The organism is Enterobacteriaceae bacterium ESL0689 (assembly GCA_029433525.1).
In the GTDB taxonomy this organism is placed as follows: Bacteria; Pseudomonadota; Gammaproteobacteria; order Enterobacterales; family Enterobacteriaceae; genus JAQTIF01.
Genome location: JAQTIF010000001.1, coordinates 629,466 through 647,063, shown reverse-complemented (window position 1 = coordinate 647,063; position 17,598 = coordinate 629,466). Strand labels below are relative to the sequence as shown.

The 17,598-nt window shown below is 51.6% G+C and carries 20 protein-coding genes; 11 read left to right on the top strand and 9 right to left on the bottom strand.

Going from position 1 to position 17,598, the window contains the following annotated elements:
* Positions 1-16 precede the first annotated feature (16 nt).
* The 10 genes from fliJ (at position 17) to PT300_03185 (ending at position 7,187) form a co-directional block, all read left to right on the top strand.
* A complete protein-coding gene (gene fliJ / locus PT300_03230) occupies positions 17-460 on the top strand; it encodes a flagellar export protein FliJ (protein MDF7679675.1) in 444 nt (147 codons plus the stop codon).
* Positions 460-1,764: a flagellar hook-length control protein FliK gene (locus PT300_03225; GenBank protein MDF7679674.1), complete on the top strand. Its 1,305-nt coding sequence runs from the start codon at positions 460-462 to the stop codon at positions 1,762-1,764. Before fliJ ends, PT300_03225 begins: the two co-directional genes overlap by 1 nt.
* Positions 1,765-1,928: 164 nt before the next feature.
* The gene (gene fliL, locus PT300_03220) at positions 1,929-2,408 is read left to right on the top strand and encodes a flagellar basal body-associated protein FliL (protein MDF7679673.1); all 480 of its coding nucleotides are present in this window, start codon (positions 1,929-1,931) and stop codon (positions 2,406-2,408) included.
* A 6-nt stretch (positions 2,409-2,414) separates the two neighbouring features.
* Positions 2,415-3,428 carry a flagellar motor switch protein FliM gene (fliM, locus tag PT300_03215; protein MDF7679672.1) on the top strand — a complete coding sequence of 338 codons (1,014 nt, stop codon included), beginning with the start codon at positions 2,415-2,417 and terminating at the stop codon, positions 3,426-3,428.
* Positions 3,421-3,897 carry a flagellar motor switch protein FliN gene (gene fliN, locus PT300_03210; GenBank protein ID MDF7679671.1) on the top strand — a complete coding sequence of 159 codons (477 nt, stop codon included), beginning with the start codon at positions 3,421-3,423 and terminating at the stop codon, positions 3,895-3,897. Before fliM ends, fliN begins: the two co-directional genes overlap by 8 nt.
* On the top strand, positions 3,897-4,301 hold the full coding sequence (fliO, locus tag PT300_03205) for a flagellar biosynthetic protein FliO (protein ID MDF7679670.1): 405 nt from the start codon (positions 3,897-3,899) through the stop codon (positions 4,299-4,301). The genes fliN and fliO overlap by 1 nt, the downstream gene beginning before the upstream one ends.
* Positions 4,298-5,047, top strand: coding sequence for a flagellar type III secretion system pore protein FliP (fliP, locus tag PT300_03200; protein ID MDF7679669.1), 750 nt, complete (start codon positions 4,298-4,300; stop codon positions 5,045-5,047). Before fliO ends, fliP begins: the two co-directional genes overlap by 4 nt.
* A gap of 18 nt (positions 5,048-5,065) precedes the next feature.
* Positions 5,066-5,335, top strand: a complete 270-nt coding sequence (gene fliQ / locus PT300_03195; GenBank protein MDF7679668.1) for a flagellar biosynthesis protein FliQ — start codon at positions 5,066-5,068, stop codon at positions 5,333-5,335.
* A 2-nt stretch (positions 5,336-5,337) separates the two neighbouring features.
* Entirely contained in the window at positions 5,338-6,120 is a 783-nt protein-coding gene (fliR, locus tag PT300_03190; protein MDF7679667.1) for a flagellar biosynthetic protein FliR, read from the top strand.
* Positions 6,121-6,251: 131 nt separating this feature from the next.
* Positions 6,252-7,187, top strand: coding sequence for a lysine exporter LysO family protein (locus tag PT300_03185; GenBank protein ID MDF7679666.1), 936 nt, complete (start codon positions 6,252-6,254; stop codon positions 7,185-7,187).
* Between the two features lie 251 nt (positions 7,188-7,438).
* Here PT300_03185 and flgL read toward each other — a convergent pair whose 3' ends face one another.
* Together flgL and flgK are read right to left on the bottom strand one after the other, a co-directional pair.
* Positions 7,439-8,401 carry a flagellar hook-associated protein FlgL gene (gene flgL, locus PT300_03180; GenBank protein ID MDF7679665.1) on the bottom strand — a complete coding sequence of 321 codons (963 nt, stop codon included), beginning with the start codon at positions 8,399-8,401 and terminating at the stop codon, positions 7,439-7,441.
* A gap of 53 nt (positions 8,402-8,454) precedes the next feature.
* The gene (gene flgK, locus PT300_03175; GenBank protein ID MDF7679664.1) at positions 8,455-10,104 is read right to left on the bottom strand and encodes a flagellar hook-associated protein FlgK; all 1,650 of its coding nucleotides are present in this window, start codon (positions 10,102-10,104) and stop codon (positions 8,455-8,457) included.
* 272 nt (positions 10,105-10,376) lie between these two features.
* On the opposite strand from flgK, the gene PT300_03170 reads away from it, so the two are divergent.
* A protein-coding gene (locus PT300_03170) for an IS1 family transposase (GenBank protein ID MDF7679663.1) occupies positions 10,377-11,071 on the top strand; the annotation gives its coding sequence in 2 pieces (ribosomal slippage) (positions 10,377-10,626 and positions 10,626-11,071; 696 coding nt in all).
* Between the two features lie 81 nt (positions 11,072-11,152).
* On the opposite strand, the gene flgJ is transcribed toward PT300_03170, so the two are convergent.
* The 7 genes from flgJ to flgD form a co-directional block, all read right to left on the bottom strand.
* Complete coding sequence (flgJ, locus tag PT300_03165; GenBank protein ID MDF7679662.1) at positions 11,153-12,085, bottom strand: flagellar assembly peptidoglycan hydrolase FlgJ; 933 nt, start codon at positions 12,083-12,085, stop codon at positions 11,153-11,155.
* Positions 12,085-13,185 (bottom strand): flagellar basal body P-ring protein FlgI, encoded by a 1,101-nt coding sequence (locus PT300_03160; GenBank protein MDF7679661.1) that lies wholly within the window; start codon positions 13,183-13,185, stop codon positions 12,085-12,087. The genes flgJ and PT300_03160 overlap by 1 nt, the downstream gene beginning before the upstream one ends.
* A 76-nt stretch (positions 13,186-13,261) precedes the next feature.
* Positions 13,262-13,966 (bottom strand): flagellar basal body L-ring protein FlgH, encoded by a 705-nt coding sequence (gene flgH / locus PT300_03155; GenBank protein MDF7679660.1) that lies wholly within the window; start codon positions 13,964-13,966, stop codon positions 13,262-13,264.
* A gap of 81 nt (positions 13,967-14,047) precedes the next feature.
* Positions 14,048-14,830 carry a flagellar basal-body rod protein FlgG gene (gene flgG / locus PT300_03150; protein MDF7679659.1) on the bottom strand — a complete coding sequence of 261 codons (783 nt, stop codon included), beginning with the start codon at positions 14,828-14,830 and terminating at the stop codon, positions 14,048-14,050.
* Between the two features lie 18 nt (positions 14,831-14,848).
* Positions 14,849-15,604, bottom strand: coding sequence for a flagellar basal body rod protein FlgF (locus tag PT300_03145; protein MDF7679658.1), 756 nt, complete (start codon positions 15,602-15,604; stop codon positions 14,849-14,851).
* Between the two features lie 12 nt (positions 15,605-15,616).
* Positions 15,617-16,834, bottom strand: a complete 1,218-nt coding sequence (gene flgE / locus PT300_03140) for a flagellar hook protein FlgE (GenBank protein ID MDF7679657.1) — start codon at positions 16,832-16,834, stop codon at positions 15,617-15,619.
* Between the two features lie 87 nt (positions 16,835-16,921).
* Entirely contained in the window at positions 16,922-17,587 is a 666-nt protein-coding gene (gene flgD, locus PT300_03135) for a flagellar hook assembly protein FlgD (GenBank protein ID MDF7679656.1), read from the bottom strand.
* Between the last annotated feature and the right edge of the window lie 11 nt (positions 17,588-17,598).

Below are 17,598 nucleotides of genomic sequence, written 5' to 3'. Positions count from 1 at the left end.
TCAGAGGCTGAACATCATGAAATCACACTCTCCAATGATTACCTTGCGTAATCTGGCACAAGATGAGGTAGAACAGGCCGAGCGACAACTGGGGCAGGCGCGCCAGGCGCAGCAGGCAGCGGAAAAGCAACTGACACAATTACTTAACTACCAGGATGAATATTGTCAGAAGCTTAACCATACGCTCTGTGACGGCATGGCCAGTGCAAGCTGGCAGAACTATCAACAGTTTATCACTACGCTGGATCTGGCGATTGAACAGCAACGCCAGCAATTACAGCAATGGGGGCAGAAAGTGGATCTTGCCGCCAGGCAGTGGCAGGCCAAACAGCAACGGCTGAATGCCTTTGACACGTTACATACGCGCGCACGCGATGCTGAACAGCAGCAGGAAAACAAGCGTGACCAGAAGATGATGGATGAGTTTGCGCAACGTAGCGCCTACCGGAGTGCTCCTTAATGAATCTGAATATACTCTCGACACTTTCACTCCTCAGTGATGCTGGCACTCCGGCTGATCCCGCTCAGGGAGCCGAGGAGTCGCTGTTTTCATCAGTTTTCGCTGAACGGCTGGCGGATGATCTGGCGGCCAATATCAGCAAGGATAAAAACGTTATCGCGGTTATCGACGAGGATGATCAGGGCGCTGAGTCCGCCGATCCCCTGCTTGACCTTTCGGCGATCGCCGATCAACATGCCACGCTATTAACACCCGGCATGATCCCGTCACTGATCAGCGATCAACAAGAGATGCCGATCAGCGTGGCTGATGAGGTCATGGATCACTCACTGACCTTACCGGCTGTCGCTGATGATGCCACGCTACAGGCACTGTACGCCATGCTACAGCCGAGCGTGGCTATCGCACCGTTACAGACGGTATCGACTGTGCCACAACCTGGGATTAACGATGATGCGCTGCCGGTCACGGCTTTGCTGAACAGCGACATTAGTGATGATCAACGGACAACATCGCAACTCGTCAGCCCGCTAACGGAAGATACCTTGCCTGGCGATCTCAAGGCAGCTATCCTGGTGCCATCCGCCGCTGTAAGCTCACCGGTCACGGCACAACCGGCCATGACACCCCCTTCAGCGCCGGCGCCGGATGCCAGCCGTCCACGGGTAAGCGTGACCAATACCGCCGCCCAGACAGCGACACCGCTCCCGGCTGGCAATGACAGTCCGTTGCCCCAGGTATCGGCGATCAACGACACACCATTACCACTGGCGGGCACACTGTTGACGCCCGCCCCCCAGACCACCAGCATGGCGGCCAATGTCGCCCCCGCGGCCACCTTGTCGCAGCTCAGCGCTCCGTTGGGCACTCCCGAGTGGCAGCAGGCATTAAATCAACAAATTTTACTGTTCCAGCGTGATGGTCAGCACAGTGCTGAACTGCGCCTGCACCCTGAAGAACTGGGTAAGCTGCAGATCACCCTCAATATGAACGATAACCAGGCGCAACTGCATATCGCCGCCGCTCACGGACAGGTACGTGCCGCCGTCGAAGCTGCGATACCACAGTTACGTCAGGCACTGGCAGAAAGCGGCATTCAGCTTGGGCAGAGCAGTGTCGGCGGAGAGCCGACGCCGCAATGGCAGCAAGGCCAGCAAAATCAACAAGCTTCTCAGGGAGGAGCGGGGAGCGGTTATGCTCGTCAGCCTTCCGGCGAGGAGACACCGGCTTCCGTCATCAATACACCGGAAACATTACAACGGATGGCCAGTCAGGCCGCTGGTGGGGTTGATATTTTCGCCTGAATGGCTTCAAACCAGCAAATTAGTCGTGATTTACCTATCTGTTCTGGTGATTAGCCACCAGAACAGACGCGATAATATCTCTATTATCACGCGTGCGGTCACGCTGCACCCCATGTCCGCCGCATCAGGAACGGCGGATGGATTAACAGGAATTTGATTTAGCTATGGCTCAGGATTCTCCTCCATCATCATCGAAAAAACGCCCTTTGTTGGTCATCATTCTGCTTCTGATCGCTGTGATCGCCAGTGCGGCCGCAGGCTACAGCTGGTGGCAACTTCAGCATATAAATGACCTGCAGGCGGTAAAAGAAGAACCCTCTGTGGCACCGGTTTTTATGTCGCTGGATACCTTCACCGTTAATCTGGTCAATCCGGAGAATAATCCCGATCGTGTGCTTTACATCGGTATCACACTGCGTTTGCCAGATGATAAAACACGCAAACAACTGAATGACTATTTGCCAGAAGTCCGCAGCCGTCTGCTGATGCTGCTCTCCCGCCAGGAGGCCGATAAACTCAGCAGTGAAGAGGGCAAACAGCAGTTAATCGCCCAGATCAAAGAAGTACTCAGCCCGCCGCTGATCGCTGGCAAACCGAAACAGGTCATCACTGACGTACTCTTCACCGCCTTTATACTGCGGTAAACCATCATGGCTGACAATATTCTTTCCCAGGCAGAGATTGATGCTTTGCTCAATGGCGATAGCGCAAGCGATGAGCCAGAAGCAGCAACCAGCGCCAAGAATAAAGACAGTGAGATCAAACCTTATGATCCCACGACCCAGCGCCGCGTTGTACGTGAGCGTTTACAGGCGCTGGAAATTATTAACGAGCGTTTTGCCCGTCGGTTTCGTATGGAGTTATTTAATCTCCTGCGTCGTAGCGCCGATATTACCGCTGGTCCGATAAAGATTCAGCCTTATCATGAGTTTGTGCGTAATCTTCCGGTTCCGACCAACCTGAACCTGATCCACCTGAACCCACTGCGTGGTATGGCATTACTGGTGTTTTCACCGACACTGGTCTTTATTGCCGTCGATAACCTGTTCGGGGGGGATGGTCGTTTTCCAACCAAAGTGGAAGGGCGGGAATTTACGCCGACGGAACAGCGGGTGATTAAACGCATGCTTCATCTGGCGCTGGAGGCATACAGTGACTCCTGGCGTGCGATTTATAAAATCGATGTGGAATATGTGCGGGCTGAAATGCAGGTGAAATTCACCAATATCACCACTTCACCCAATGATATCGTGGTCACCTCGCCTTTCCAGATGGAAATTGGCGATCTGGTGGGCGAATTTAATATCTGTATTCCGTTTGCGATGATCGAACCATTGCATGAACTACTTACCAATCCACCGCTGGAAAACTCGCGTCAGGAAGACAAACGCTGGCATAACACGCTGGCACAGGAAGTACAACACTCTGAGCTGGAGCTGATCGCCAATTTTGTTGATATTCCTGTCCATCTTTCAAAGGTACTCTCGCTGAAACCTGGCGACGTTTTACCGATCGAAAAACCGGATCGGCTGGTTGCCAATGTGGATGGCGTACCGGTATTAACCTGCCAGTATGGCACGCTGAACGGACAATATGCGCTGCGTGTTGAACATTTGATACACCCTATTTTGAATGCTCTGAGTGAGGAACAACCCAATGAGTGATCCTAAGCAACCCGCTGGCGAGTCTGACGCTGAGAAGGAATCTGCAGACAATCTGTGGGCGGATGCGCTTAACGAACAAAAATCGGCCGAAGAACAGAAAACGTCAGAATCGACCACCGAACCAAAAGCAGCGGTCGCTGAAAAACCGGATGTGCGCAGCGATGATCTGTTTAAACCCCTCGATACTTCCGCACCACCGGGAGATCCGCAGGATATCGATCTGATTATGGATATCCCGGTCAAAATGACCGTGGAGCTGGGGCGCACCAAGATGACCATCAAAGATTTACTGCGTCTGTCACAAGGGTCAGTCGTCGCGCTCGACGGGCTGGCAGGTGAACCGCTGGATATCCTGATCAATGGTTATCTTATTGCACAAGGTGAAGTAGTGGTGGTGGCGGATAAATACGGTGTGCGTATTACCGATATCATTACGCCTTCTGAACGTATGCGTCGTCTGAGCCACTGATGAGCGCAGAGACACCCGTGACGATGCAACAGATCGCACAACCGGCGACGTCATCGATGACCAGCGACTCACCCCTGATGCAGATAAGCAGCGCCCTTGGCGGTATTCTGCTGCTTATTCTGGTGGTTGGCTGGCTGATCCGTCGACTCGGCTTCGCACCGTCAGGCCGTCAGGCGGGCCTGCTGAAACTGCGTGCCAGTTGCCAGGTCGGGCAGCGCGAACGGGTGGTGCTGGTGGAGGTGGCTGATACGCTGCTGGTCCTGGGTGTCACCGCGCAGCAAATTACGCCACTGCATACGCTACCCGTCCCCCCTGGCGAAAGCCACCCGTCAGATGGTGACACCACCAGCCATTTCCGCCAGTTAATGCGCCATGTTGTGCAACGCCAGGAGAAATCGGCATGACAACACGCTCGCGCTTACCTGTGGTCGGATTACTGGTCGCGCTGCTGTTTTTCACGCCAGCAACGCTGGCGCAACTTCCGGGAATTATCAGCCAACCGCTGCCGAATGGTGGTCAGAGCTGGACATTGCCCGTTCAGACACTGGTTCTGCTGACCTCGCTCTCATTCCTGCCAGCGATGTTGCTGATGATGACCAGTTTCACCCGTATTATTATTGTGCTCGGTCTGTTGCGCAATGCGCTGGGCACCCCTTCTGCGCCACCGAACCAGGTGATAATTGGTCTGACACTGTTTCTGACTTTTTACATTATGTCGCCGGTGTTCAATAAAATTTATCAGGATGCGTGGCAACCCTATAGCGAAGAAAAAATCAGCCTTAATGTCGCGCTTGAAAAAGGGGCACAACCGCTGCGTGAATTTATGCTGCATCAGACACGTGAAACCGATCTGGCGCTGTATGCCCGTCTCGCCAGTCAGCCGCCGCTGGCCGGGCCAGAAGCTGTCCCGATGCGGATCCTGTTACCCGCCTATGTCACCAGTGAGCTCAAAACCGCTTTCCAGATTGGCTTTACTGTTTTCATCCCTTTTTTGATCATCGATCTGGTGGTAGCCAGTGTGCTGATGGCACTGGGAATGATGATGGTGCCCCCCGCGACTATCTCGCTCCCCTTTAAATTAATGTTATTCGTGCTGGTGGATGGCTGGCAATTATTGCTGGGTTCGTTAGCACAAAGCTTTTACACCTGAACAGAGCAGGGAGGCAGGATGACACCGGAATCAATTATGGCTATGGGCATTGAAGCGATGAAAGTTGCCCTTGGGCTTGCCGCCCCCCTGTTATTATCCGCGCTGGTGACCGGCCTGTTTGTCAGCCTGCTGCAGGCTGCAACACAAGTCAATGAAATGACACTCTCATTTATTCCCAAAATTCTCGCCGTGGTGGCTACCATTATTATTGCTGGGCCGTGGATGCTGAATATGGTGCTCGATTATATGCGTACCCTGTTTAGTACCTTGCCGAATATACCAGGCTAATTGTGCTGACGTTTGATAGTACACAATTGACAGTCTGGCTTGGGCAATATTTCTGGCCACTGTTACGTATTCTGGCACTGATTGGTACTGCGCCGATCTTCAACGATAAACAGGTCAGTAAAAAAGTTAAAATTGGCCTTGGGGGATTGATCGTGATTCTGGTCGCCCCGACCCTGCCGGTGGTGCATGTACCCATTTTTTCAGTCAGCGGATTATGGCTTGCAATTGAGCAGATTCTGATTGGTATCGCCCTGGGCATGACCATGCAATTTGCCTTCGCCGCCATTCGTCTGGCTGGTGAGATAATCGGCATGCAAATGGGGCTGTCATTCGCCACCTTTTTTGACCCCAGTGGCGGGCCCAATATGCCGGTACTGGCACGACTGTTCAATTTACTGTCGATGCTACTTTTCCTGAGCTTTAATGGCCATCTGTGGCTTATCTCACTGCTGGTCGATAGTTTTCATACCCTGCCTGTTGCGCCACAGCCATTTAACGGCAATGGCTTTCTGGCGTTAGCCCAACTCGGCTCATCGGTTTTTACCAGTGGTCTGCTGCTGGCATTACCGCTGATTTGTCTGTTACTGACACTCAATATTATGCTGGGATTACTTAATCGTATGACCCCCCAGCTGTCAGTATTTGTGATTGGCTTCCCGATTACGATGACGATTGGCATGATAACCATCAGTCTGATGATGCCAATGCTGGCACCATTTTGTGAACAAATTTTCGCAGAAACCCTGGTCAAAATGACACCGCTGATTGGTGGCCTGAATCCCTGAGGTATTCGCGACGTAGTCCGTCAGGACTTCGGGCGTTGTCCGGGGTCAAAATGGTCAGTAGAATAACCTGGTTAGATTAGCGCCAATCGTTTTCACCCTATTATTTCTTTCTGTGTCATGGACTCATGGATATGTACCTTGCATTAATCAATTTATTTCCTATTCTGGTGGCGCTGATCGTCGGATTTAATTGCAAAAAGTTTTGCACACGATTCACGATCGGCATGGCGGAAAAAGTTTCTAATTTCAGTCTTTACTCGCTGCTTATTCTTATGGGGATCACTGTGGGGGCGATCCCGGAAATTATGAATAAGCTGAGTCTGATTGGGGTCAATGCGTTATGTATTGCCGTGGCATCTTCCCTGTCGATAGCCTGCGTATTAAAAATCTTTTATCTTCGTAGCGCATCGGAAAAGGCGGCGCAGAATACCGATAGCGCCGCTGATAACGGCACTTTCAATATAGTGGCGTATATCAAAGATCCTCTGCTGCTGGCCGGACTGGTGATCATCGGTTTTCTGGCCGGTTTTTACAAAATAACCCCTGAAATAGATTACGATCCGCTTATCTCAGGGCTGCTTTATCTGCTGATCTTCGCGATCGGCGTCAAGCTCTCTTATGCCGGACTTAACCTGCGTGAAATCTTTTTCAACCGCACTAACATCATCATGACATGTCTGACCGTGCTGGCCTCCTATATCGGCGCGGCAGCGGTTTCCCTGTTCCTGCCGTTGTCTTTTACGCATAGCCTGGCAGTCAGCTCAGGTTTCGGCTGGTATACGCTTTCAGGGATTTTGTTCACTAAAATGGGCGATCCGCTGTTGGGTTCCGTCGCCTTTCTGTGCGATCTGTTTCGTGAAGCGATTGCCTTACTGTTGATACCGGCGCTGTCACGGTTGGGTAACGGTCATATTGCGATTGGTGTTGCTGGCGCCACCGCGATGGATGTCACCCTGCCGCTCATCGAGAAACATTGTGGTATCGCCTACGTGCCGGTCGCTTTACTTTCCGGGGGGATTATCACGCTGATCGTTCCTTTCCTGATCCCATTTTTTTACTCGCTGTAAATAAAACACCTGCCGCCCCCTCAGTCACTGATGCGGCCTATCGCTAATACGAGTCGCATCGGGGGTGGCAGGTGGGTAGACAATCATCACTCAGTAACATGAGCAGAAAAAAAAGTACGTCCCAGCACCCGTGAAGGCACCGATGTCGTACATAAATATGTACCAGGTATTCACAGCAGCCTGTCTTGTCGCCGTAACAGGCTGCTCCTGGTACATAAAAGGGAGGTAATCTTCGCGCTAATACGGCCTGGTTAGCGATACATCTTGAATAATGACATCGACTGCATATCATTAAAGGTTTTATACGCCGCCTGGAGCGTTGTCTGCTGCAGATAGTAGGTCGAAATCGCCTCGACAAAATCCGCATCGGTCAAATCACTCATCTGGATCTGGCTGGCCATCTCGCGGTCTTTACCAATGTAGTCTAGCTGATCCAGTTCCTGTAACTGACTTCCTAGCTCAGCACGTACACTTAGAACATTGTTATACGAGTTATCCATACCACGATTCGCTTTCGCCATCGCTTCGTTTACCCGCTGCCTGTCGGCATCACTGGCATCCGCCGTCGGGGTATTCAGCGCTTCCAGCGCAATATCGATACTGGCAAAAATATCAGTCACAGAAGGGCTGCCATCCGGCTCAGGCTTAGGATTGCTGGTCAGAGCCATAAAGACGGCGTTACCAGTATGACCAATCGTCATGACACGGTTAGCATCCACTTTCTGGGTCACGGTGGTGTCCCCACCCTGATAGCTCACTACCCCATTGCTATCGACCACAAAAGGCGGACGATCATTTTTATAACCGGCAAACAGATAACGTCCATTACCATCCGTACTGTTGGCATGGTTAAGCAGCTCATCTTTCAGCCCCTGTAACTGAGAGGCCAGCGAAGCACGGTCATTATCACTTTCCGTACCCCCCGCGTTAACAATCAGCGCTTTGATATCAGAGATGGTCGAGGTGGCCGCAGAAAGTACCGTCTCTTCCATTGAGATACTCTGGCGGGCAAAAGTACGTGCCAGCATATACTGCGTATTTTCGGCCTGCGACTGACTGAGCATAACCGCATTCGAAGCGGCTAAGGGATCATCAGAAGGATTAACCACCTTTTTACCGGTCGTTAACTGCTGGCCTGCCTTCATAAACAGAGACTGGTTATTGCTAATCCCTGCCATGTTTTGCTGATATATCATGCCGGTGCTCATGCGCATGATGTAGACTCCTTATTCTGCATAATCGCCTGCTGTGGCGATCAATCATCATCTCAACGAATATTCAGTAACGCATCAAACAACGAGCTGGCCGTCTGGATGACCTGTGCATTCGCCATGTAATATTGCTGGAAGCGCAATAACTCACCATACTCTTCATCAAGATTGACGCCTGATGCTGACTGTTGTTGCTGAGTCAATTGATTAACAATGTTCTCCTGAGCCGAACTGCTGACTTTCGCGGCGGCGGTCTGAGTACCGACACCGCTCACCATACCAGCATAAGCACCACTCAATGTGGCTTTATTGTCTACCAGGTTTTTATTCTGCAAATCCAGTAATTTTTTCGCATTTTCATTATCGCCACGGCCGCTATCGTTTTTACCCGCTGCCGCGATATGGGCAGAATCGGTAATCGCAACCTGCAATGTACCCGCCACATCACTGACCGGGCGAACAATAAAGCTGTCTTTACTTGCTGCCGTTCCTGAAACATCAATTTTCAGGCCATCAAACTCCAGTACCGTATTACCGTCACCGTCAACGGTCACATTAGCATTAACCTTAACGTTACCCGGCATCGTGGTAACCTGCCAGTTAGTGCCATCAAATTCGACACGATAATCATCGGCTTTGACTTTGCTGGTGTCCGTGTATGAAATCCCTAAAGAAGCGTTACCGGTGTTATTGCTATTGGAAATAGACTGGCCACCATTAAAGCTAAAGAAGTCTTTACCCGGCTCGCCATTGATATCAAAACCGGCGCGGTGCTGTTCGTTAAAGCTGTTCGCCATGGCCAGCGCTAACTGCCCCAGTTGATTACGAACGCCATCCAGCGTCTCGCTACGGAATTTTAATACCCCGCTCAGCGTACCGGTGGCTATCTGCCCCTCAGGTATTTCAGTGGCACCATGACCACGATCGTAACCGATGGTCAGACGAGAAGGATCTGAGCTGGAAGGAATGGCTTCGACATTATAACTGGTATTACCCTGCACCAGCGTTAAGCCGTTGGCAAAAGAGATGGTATACGCATCACCATCCTGTTGTGTCACCTGTACACCAACCAGCTTATTCAGCTCACTGACCAGCTGATCACGCTGATCAAGCAGCGCGTTAGGTTCTCCGCCGCCACTACCACGCAGACGCGTAATTTCATCATTGAGGCGCGCGATTTCTTTACTATAGCTGTTGATTTGCAGTGCGGTATCATTAATCTGCTGATTCACGCCGCTGTTCATATCACGCAGATATTTATCGATATTATTGAACTGATTAACCAGACCATTCGCCTGACCCAATACAGTACGCCGTGCCGCATCATCGCCCGGGTTACTGACCAGGTTTTGCAGATTCGTGAAAAAGTCCTGCAAGCTGGACTTCAGATCATTCGTTTTGTTGGCGAGCAGATTATTAATCTGTGAAATCTTTTCGTAATACGTTTTCTGCGAGCTGGCGGAACTTTGTGCCTCACGCAACTGGTTAGTAATAAACTGATTATATTCGCGGTTAACGCTGGTGACGGTGACACCATTACCGATAAAACCGTTCTGCGTCGCCAGACATCCGTTCTGCGCGAGGATGGCCGTCTGGCGGTTATATCCTGCGACACCCGAATTGGCGATGTTGTTACTGACAGTGCTCAGTGCTATCTGAGCGGCATTCAGACCGCTCATTGCGGTGTTGATTAAGCCATTAGCCATTTTAACTCCCTTACATTGCGGTATCAGCACCCGCAAAGTTTCAATGAAATTTTGTGCACATATTGCCTTTTTCTGTTATCGACCATTGGCAGAAAATCTTGAACAAATCGCGGTTATTAAGCGGCAACAGCGCAAAGTTTAGTCATTGAGCGCGTCCGGTTATTGATATTGTCATTAACGGTGCGTCAGTAAAGGTGCGAGTGTAACCCGCGGGTCATGTATTCAACGTGTTTATCATGTTGTATAATCACTCTTTTTAACAAATGCGCCAGATGGCTAAAATTGATGTAACATGCCCGTTTTGTCAACAAACTGAACCCGTTAAAAAGCATGGTCTGGGCAAAGCTGGATTTCAGCGCTATCGCTGTCAGTCATGCTGCCGTACTTTCCAGGTCGATTACGCTTACCGTGCCTGCCACCCCGGCATGAAAGAACAAATTGTTGACCTTGCCATGAATAATGCCGGTATCCGCGATACCGCAAGGACTCTGCATATCAGCATTAATGCCGTTGTCCGCACTTTAAAAAACTCGCCCCACGATGTGTAACCACGTTTCCGCTGGATAATCAGCAAATCCAGCTTATCTGTGAAGTGGATGAGATGTGGTCTTTTGCTGGCAGTAAAAAGCAGCAACGCTGGCTGTGGTATGCATGGGAGCCTCGCCTCAAACGAATTATTGCTCATACTTTTGGACGCAGAAGCAAAAAGACACTGCGCAGGTTACTGAAATTATTGTCAGGTTTTAATGTTGCCTTCTGGTGTACAGATAACTTCAGTGCTTATGATCTGCTGCCGGATGAAAAACATATCAGGGGTAAGCTTTACACGCAGCGGATTGAACGGGAAAACCTGAATTTGCGTAACCGATTAAAGCGACTGAATCGTAAGACTCTGGGGTACTCAAAATCTTTTGAAATGCATGACAGGATCATTGGTATTTTTATTGAGCGCGAATATTATGTTTGAGACGAAATAAACACATTGAATACATCACCCGATTTTTTACCGTCGCGGTAGTGATGATAAGTGTTGAATTAACGTCAATCGTTAAAATAGTTTGTCCAGATCCTGCATATAAGCTTTAACGGCTTGTTCTCCACTCCGTTTTATTTGTTGAATAACCGTTACTAGTTTTTTACTATAATGCGGGTCAGTGGCATAACCAGCGCGCTGTAAAGCATGAGCGCCTTGTTCCGGAGTGCGGGCAGCGGCGACTTCGGCATAACGCGGATTATTAGTGAGTAATTTAATATAATCGCTAATTGCTTCGGTATAAGAGTTATACGCACGGAACTTCGCCTTCACTTTTTTCGCGATCCCCTGCTCAAATTCAGTGGTGATTATTTCGGTTATTCGACCCTGCCAGCTACTGCCCGCCTTGATGCCGAATAAATTATGACTGGGTTTTCCATCCCGGGTCGGGATTTCACGCTCTCCCCAGCCGGACTCCAGCGCCGCCTGAGCGACAATCAGCTGATGCGGAATGCCACTCTGCTGACTGGCGATACGGGCGTGCGGTGCCAGGCGGGCGATAAAAGCATGATTATCCCGTGATATGGCAGGCAGGCGCGGCACAGCACGGCGGATCACCTGCTCCAGCGCCTGCACTGGCAGCGTCTGCAGAATTTCATTATCCAGTGCCATCGGGGTGATCCCCGCCATTTCGCTCGGCTGTGAATGGGCTTCATTCATCTGCCTGACAATCACCTCCGCCAGCCCTAATCCCTTTTGCGATACCTGCTGGGCGATTTGCTGATCATACATTGAGGTAAAAAGCCGTGTCTGATGACTGCTTAATATGCCATCCTCAGGGAGGGTCGAACGCATGCTTTTCAGCATCATCTGGACAAATATCCCTTCAACCTGTTGCGCCACCTGGCGAAGATTACCTTGTGGATCTGCGGCAGCATCACGTTTCAGGCCATTTAACGCCTGTGCGTCATAGGCCGCGCCAGCCATTTTCAGCAATGAGTGACTCATCAGATAATTTCCAGTTTTGCCCGCAGGCAGCCTGCACTCTGCATCGCCTGCAGAATGGACATTAAATCAATCGGCGTTGCGCCCAGCGCATTTAATGCCTGAATCACACTGTTTAAGTTAGCGCTGGACTTGACGTTTTGCAGCGATCCGCCCCGTTGCTGCATCGAAATTTTGGTGCTTGGCGTGACTACGGTCTCACCGCCAGCCAGTGGGGTGTCGGGCTGGCTGACCACCGCCTGTTTATCCACCACAACCGACAGGTTACCTTGCGCTACCGCACAAGAGTCGAGGATCACATCCCGGTTCATCACTACCGAGCCGGTACGTGAGTTAATCACCACTTTCGCATCGAGGATGCCCATCTTAATATTGATATTCTGAATATCGGCAAGGAAACGCACCTGGGAACTGTTCCCCCGTGGCACCTGTATCTGAACGGTACGGGCATCCACTGGCACCGCCGTACCACTGCCACGGCGATTGTTAATCGCATCGCTGATTTGCTGGGCGACGGTAAAATCTTCTTCATTGAGTTGCAGATTAATGATGCCACTGCCGCCAAACGTAGAGGGCAGCTCACGTTCAATGGTGGCACCGTTGCTGATACGCCCGCCCGCCAGCTGGTTGACCTGTACGCTGCTGCCGCCCGATGAGGCACCCGCCCCCCCGACCAGCACATTGCCTTGCGCCAGCGCGTAAACCTGATTATCGACACCTTTCAGTGGTGTCATTAACAGTGTTCCCCCGCGCAAACTTTTGGCATTACCCATAGACGAAACCACCACATCGATGGTTTGTCCGGCACGGGCGAAGGGCGGTAATTTCGCCGTGACCATTACCGCTGCGACATTTTTTAATTGCATATTGGTGCCTGACGGAACCGTAATGCCAAGCTGGGAGAGCATGTTATTTAAACTTTGGGTGGTGAAAGGCGTCTGCATGGTCTGGTCGCCGGAACCATCAAGGCCGACCACCAGGCCATAGCCAATCAGTGCATTTTCGCGAACACCCTGTACCGTTACCAGATCGCGGATCCGTTCTGCGGATGCCGGTAACATGACGGTGCTCATCAGCAGCACCATAAAGAGTTTTTTAACCATGAGATCTCACTTCCGTATACCCACCAGGCGGGGAATGTCACTCCCGGATTGTCAGGAGAATGACAGCCCTCCATGATCAGAATGGTGATACATTTAAGAAGAAACGTTGTAACCAACCCATTGTCTGCGCTTCATTAATATAGCCATTACCGACATATTCGATGCGCGCATCTGCCACCTGAGTTGAGGAGACCGAGTTACTGCCGCTGATGGTGCGTGGGTTGACCACCCCGGAAAAGCGGATGAATTCGGTGCCCTGGTTGATAGCAATCTGCTTCTCGCCGACAACATGCAGGTTACCGTTCGCCAGTACCCGATCGACGGTAACCGTTATCGTACCGTTAAAGGTATTATTGGCATTGGCGCCCCCTTTACCGCTGAAGGTGTTATCCCCCGAAATATCGAGATCAGCGCGTTTATTGCCGAGCAGACCATCCAGGTAACGGGGTGCCACCGCAACACCAAATTTATTGGCGCCATTACGGCTGGCATTGGCGGAAGAGCTCTTGCTGGCACTGACATTTTCCTGAAGCGCGATAGTCAGCGTATCCCCGACGTTACGTGGGCGACGATCTTCAAATAACGGCTGATAGCCGTAGTTCATCATCTGTGATGTCTGGAAAATCGCCCCATTGGGCTCGGGTGCAGTGGCCGGTGCAGGGTGGGCCGTGGTCAAACCATCAACCAGCGGTTTGTGTGGTATATAAGCACAGCCACTCAGCGCCAATACCACAAGCCCCGCCAGCCAGCGCTGTCCTTGTTGTCGCGGTAGGGTTGCCATCGAATATAGGGTTGCCACGGATATCGCCTTTGTTTCAACTAAAAAATAACGGGCGCAGGAAATGACACCCGTCTATTAATATTACAGTTGGGTCAGTCTTTGCAGCATCTGATCCGAGGTTGAAACTGCTTTACTGTTAATCTCGTAAGCGCGCTGAACCTGAATCATAGTGACCAGCTCTTCCGCCACATTGACGTTGGAGGTTTCCACGTAACCCTGATACAGCATGCCAGCTCCGTTCAGTCCTGGTGTGCTTTCATTAGGTGCCCCGGAGCTTTCTGTTTCCTGATACAGATTCTCGCCGACGCTCTCCAGGCCACTATCATTAATGAACGTGGTCAGGGTCAGTTGTCCCACCTGCTGAGCGGCGGTTTGCCCTTGCTGCGTAACACTGACTATCCCGTCACGGGCAATAGTGATCGTTAACGCATTGGCTGGGATACTGATTGCCGGTTGTATCTGAAAACCGCTCGCCGTGACCAGCTGACCATTCTGATCGATCTGGAAAGAGCCATCACGGGTATAGGCGAGGTTGCCATCCGGTAACATAACCTGGAAAAAGCCCTGGCCTTTAATCGCGACATCTTTGCTGTTATTGGTTTGGGCGATATTCCCCTGGTTATGCACACGTTCCGTGGCCACCGGACGAACCCCCGTCCCCAGTTGTAAACCGGAAGGCAGGGTGGTCTGTTCTGAAGATTGTGCGCCCGGCTGACGGATCGTCTGGTAGAGCAAATCTTCAAATACCGCCCGCTGGCGTTTGAAACCATTGGTGCTGACATTGGCCAGGTTGTTGGATATCACATCCATATTGGTCTGTTGGGCATCAAGACCGGTTTTCGCAATCCATAAAGAAGGGATCATTACGTCGTCTCCTTACGCTTAACTCATGGAGAGCAGCGAGTTAGCACGCTGTTCGTTTTCATTGACACTATTGATAACTTTCATCTGCATTTCAAAGCGACGTGCATTGGTTATCATATCGACCATCGTCTCTACCGGATTGACATTACTTCCCTCCAGCACGCCCGGCATGATCCGCACCAGCGGATCATTAGGCAGTTGATTGCCACGTTGCTGGCTGGCTTCGGGCGTCAGGTGAAACAGTCCGTCATCGCCACGCATCACTTCCCGGGCGTCCGCCTTGACCAGTTTGAGACGACCTAACTGGGCGATAGTTTTCGGCGGATCACCCGCATTCAGCGCCGAGATTGTCCCATCAGCGGCAATGGTCACCTCCGCAGATGGCGGGATTTCGATCGGGCCACCGTCACCCATCAGCGGCAGCCCCTGCACGGTCAGGACACCGTCGGCAGATATCTGAATGTTGCCGTTACGGGTATAGCCCTCACCGCCATCGGGCAGGCGCACCGCCAGAAAGCCATCCTGTTGCAGGGCAACATCCAGCGGACGGCCGGTATAGTTCAGCGCTCCCTGACTCATATCGGCCCCCGGTGTCGATGCTGCCACCAGGGTACGTGTCGGAAGAGAAGGGCCATTCACAGGGACAGCACGCAATGCCGAAAGCTGGGCGCGAAAGCCCGGTGTCGTCACATTGGCGAGATTGTTGGCTGTAATAGCCTGCTTCTCCAGTGTCTGGCTCGCGCCACCCATCGCGGTATATATTGCGTGATCCATATCGTGACCCTATTAGCGCAGGCTAACCAGCGTTTGCAGAATCGCATCCTGCGTTTTAATTGTCTGAGCGTTAGACTGGTAGTTACGCTGTGCGACGATCATATTGACCAGCTCCTGGCTCAGATCGACATTCGACGACTCCAGCGCACCACTGATCAGTTTACCGAGCCCACTCCCCCCGGCGGTGCCAACCCGTGGCTGGCCGGAAGCACCGGTCTCCTGCCAGGTGTTATCACCCTGTGATGACAGCCCTTCCGGGTTAGAGAAGTTGGTCAGCACGATCTGGCCAAGAACCTGCATCTGCTGGTTAGAGTAGATACCGACCACCGTACCATCGTCGTTAATCTGGAAGTTGGTATATTCGCCCGGCCCGTAACCATCCTGCGCGACTTTACTGACCGAATCGCTACCCACGCTCTGCTGCATGCTGCGGGCAAAATCGAGGGTGAACGTCTGGGCAGGGGCACCATCTTTAGCACTCATGTTGATGGTCATATTGAACGGTGCGCTGGTATTGCCGCCGACGTTGATCAGATTACCGCTGGTGTCAAATTCCATCGTCGTCTGTGACAAGGCTCCGGTGTCACCATCCTGGGCGTGGACATCCCATTTGTTATCCGCGGTTTTGACAAAATAGACATTCACATTGTGGGCATTGCCTAATGAGTCATAAGTGGTGATAGTGTTGACGTAGTTATAAGTATCAGGCTTCGCCGGATTAAACGTCGTATCGGTCGGCGGCTTATGGGTCGATTTCAGGTTAACCACCATCTGGCCCGATTCGGTCAGTTTGGCATTCATCATCCCTTCCGGGATCGTCAGCGGCACCGGGTCGGCCCCCTGCTGAATAGTTGGCGGCGTACCCCCTGCCGGATAACCGGTCAGTTGCAGCCCCTGCATATTGATAATATTACGATTGGCGTCGAGTTTGAACTGACCGTTACGGCTGTAGAAGATACCGCCCTCTTTGTCCTGGAGACGGAAGAAGCCGTTACCGCTGATCGCCACATCCAGCGCACGGTTGGTGCTGGTCGTGGTACCGCCATTAAAGTTCTGCGTGATGCCGGAGACTTTTACCCCTAACCCCACTTGTGAACCCGCGAACATGTCGGCAAAAGCCACGGTGCCCGATTTAAAACCAGCCGTGGCTGAGTTAGCGATATTATTACCAATCACATCCAGATTGGTCGATGCTGCGTTCAGTCCACTGACCGCCTGAGAAAAACCCATATTATCCTCCGAAATACTACTGAGTTTCCTGAGCCGAAAAACCTTTTCCGGCCATACTCATGTTTTTAATAAACTGACATTAATGTCTTACAGAATTTGCCGTATTTCATCGAGCGTGGCATAACCTGCCAGCCCCAGATCCAGACGGATGCCATTCTTATCGTTGATTACCCCATTGACCATGCCGAAATGCAGCGTCTTAGCGACCATCGGTTCACCGGCACTGCCTTTCGCACTGATCGACACCTTATAAGCACCATCCGGTGCCTTCTCTCCGGCGTCCGTCGAGCCATCCCAGGTAAAGGAGTGCACACCCGCGCTCAGGCCGCCCAGCTCAATGGTGCGGATCACCTTGCCGGTAGAGTCAGTGATCGTCACGGTGACTTCTTCGGCAGGACGTTCCAGTTCGACGCCAAACGGCGTGGTGCTGATAACGTCATCTTTGCTGCCCACCAGAATCGTGTCGCCAGGGATCATGACGCCATGCCCAATCAGGGCGCTGGCCTGCAACGACTGGTTATGGTTGATCTGCCCGGAGATAGACCCGAGTGTGGTGTTGAGCTTCTCAATCCCCTGAACAGTACTGATTTGTGCCAGCTGAGAAGTCAGTTCGTGGTTTTGCATCGGGTTCGTGGGGTCCTGATTTTGCAACTGGGCGACCAGTAACGTCAGAAAGCTATTGTGCAGATCCAGCGCATTACTGTTGTTAGTCGCACCATCCAGCGCTGAATTTCTTGTCGCCTCATTGGTCATTGCGGCAATGG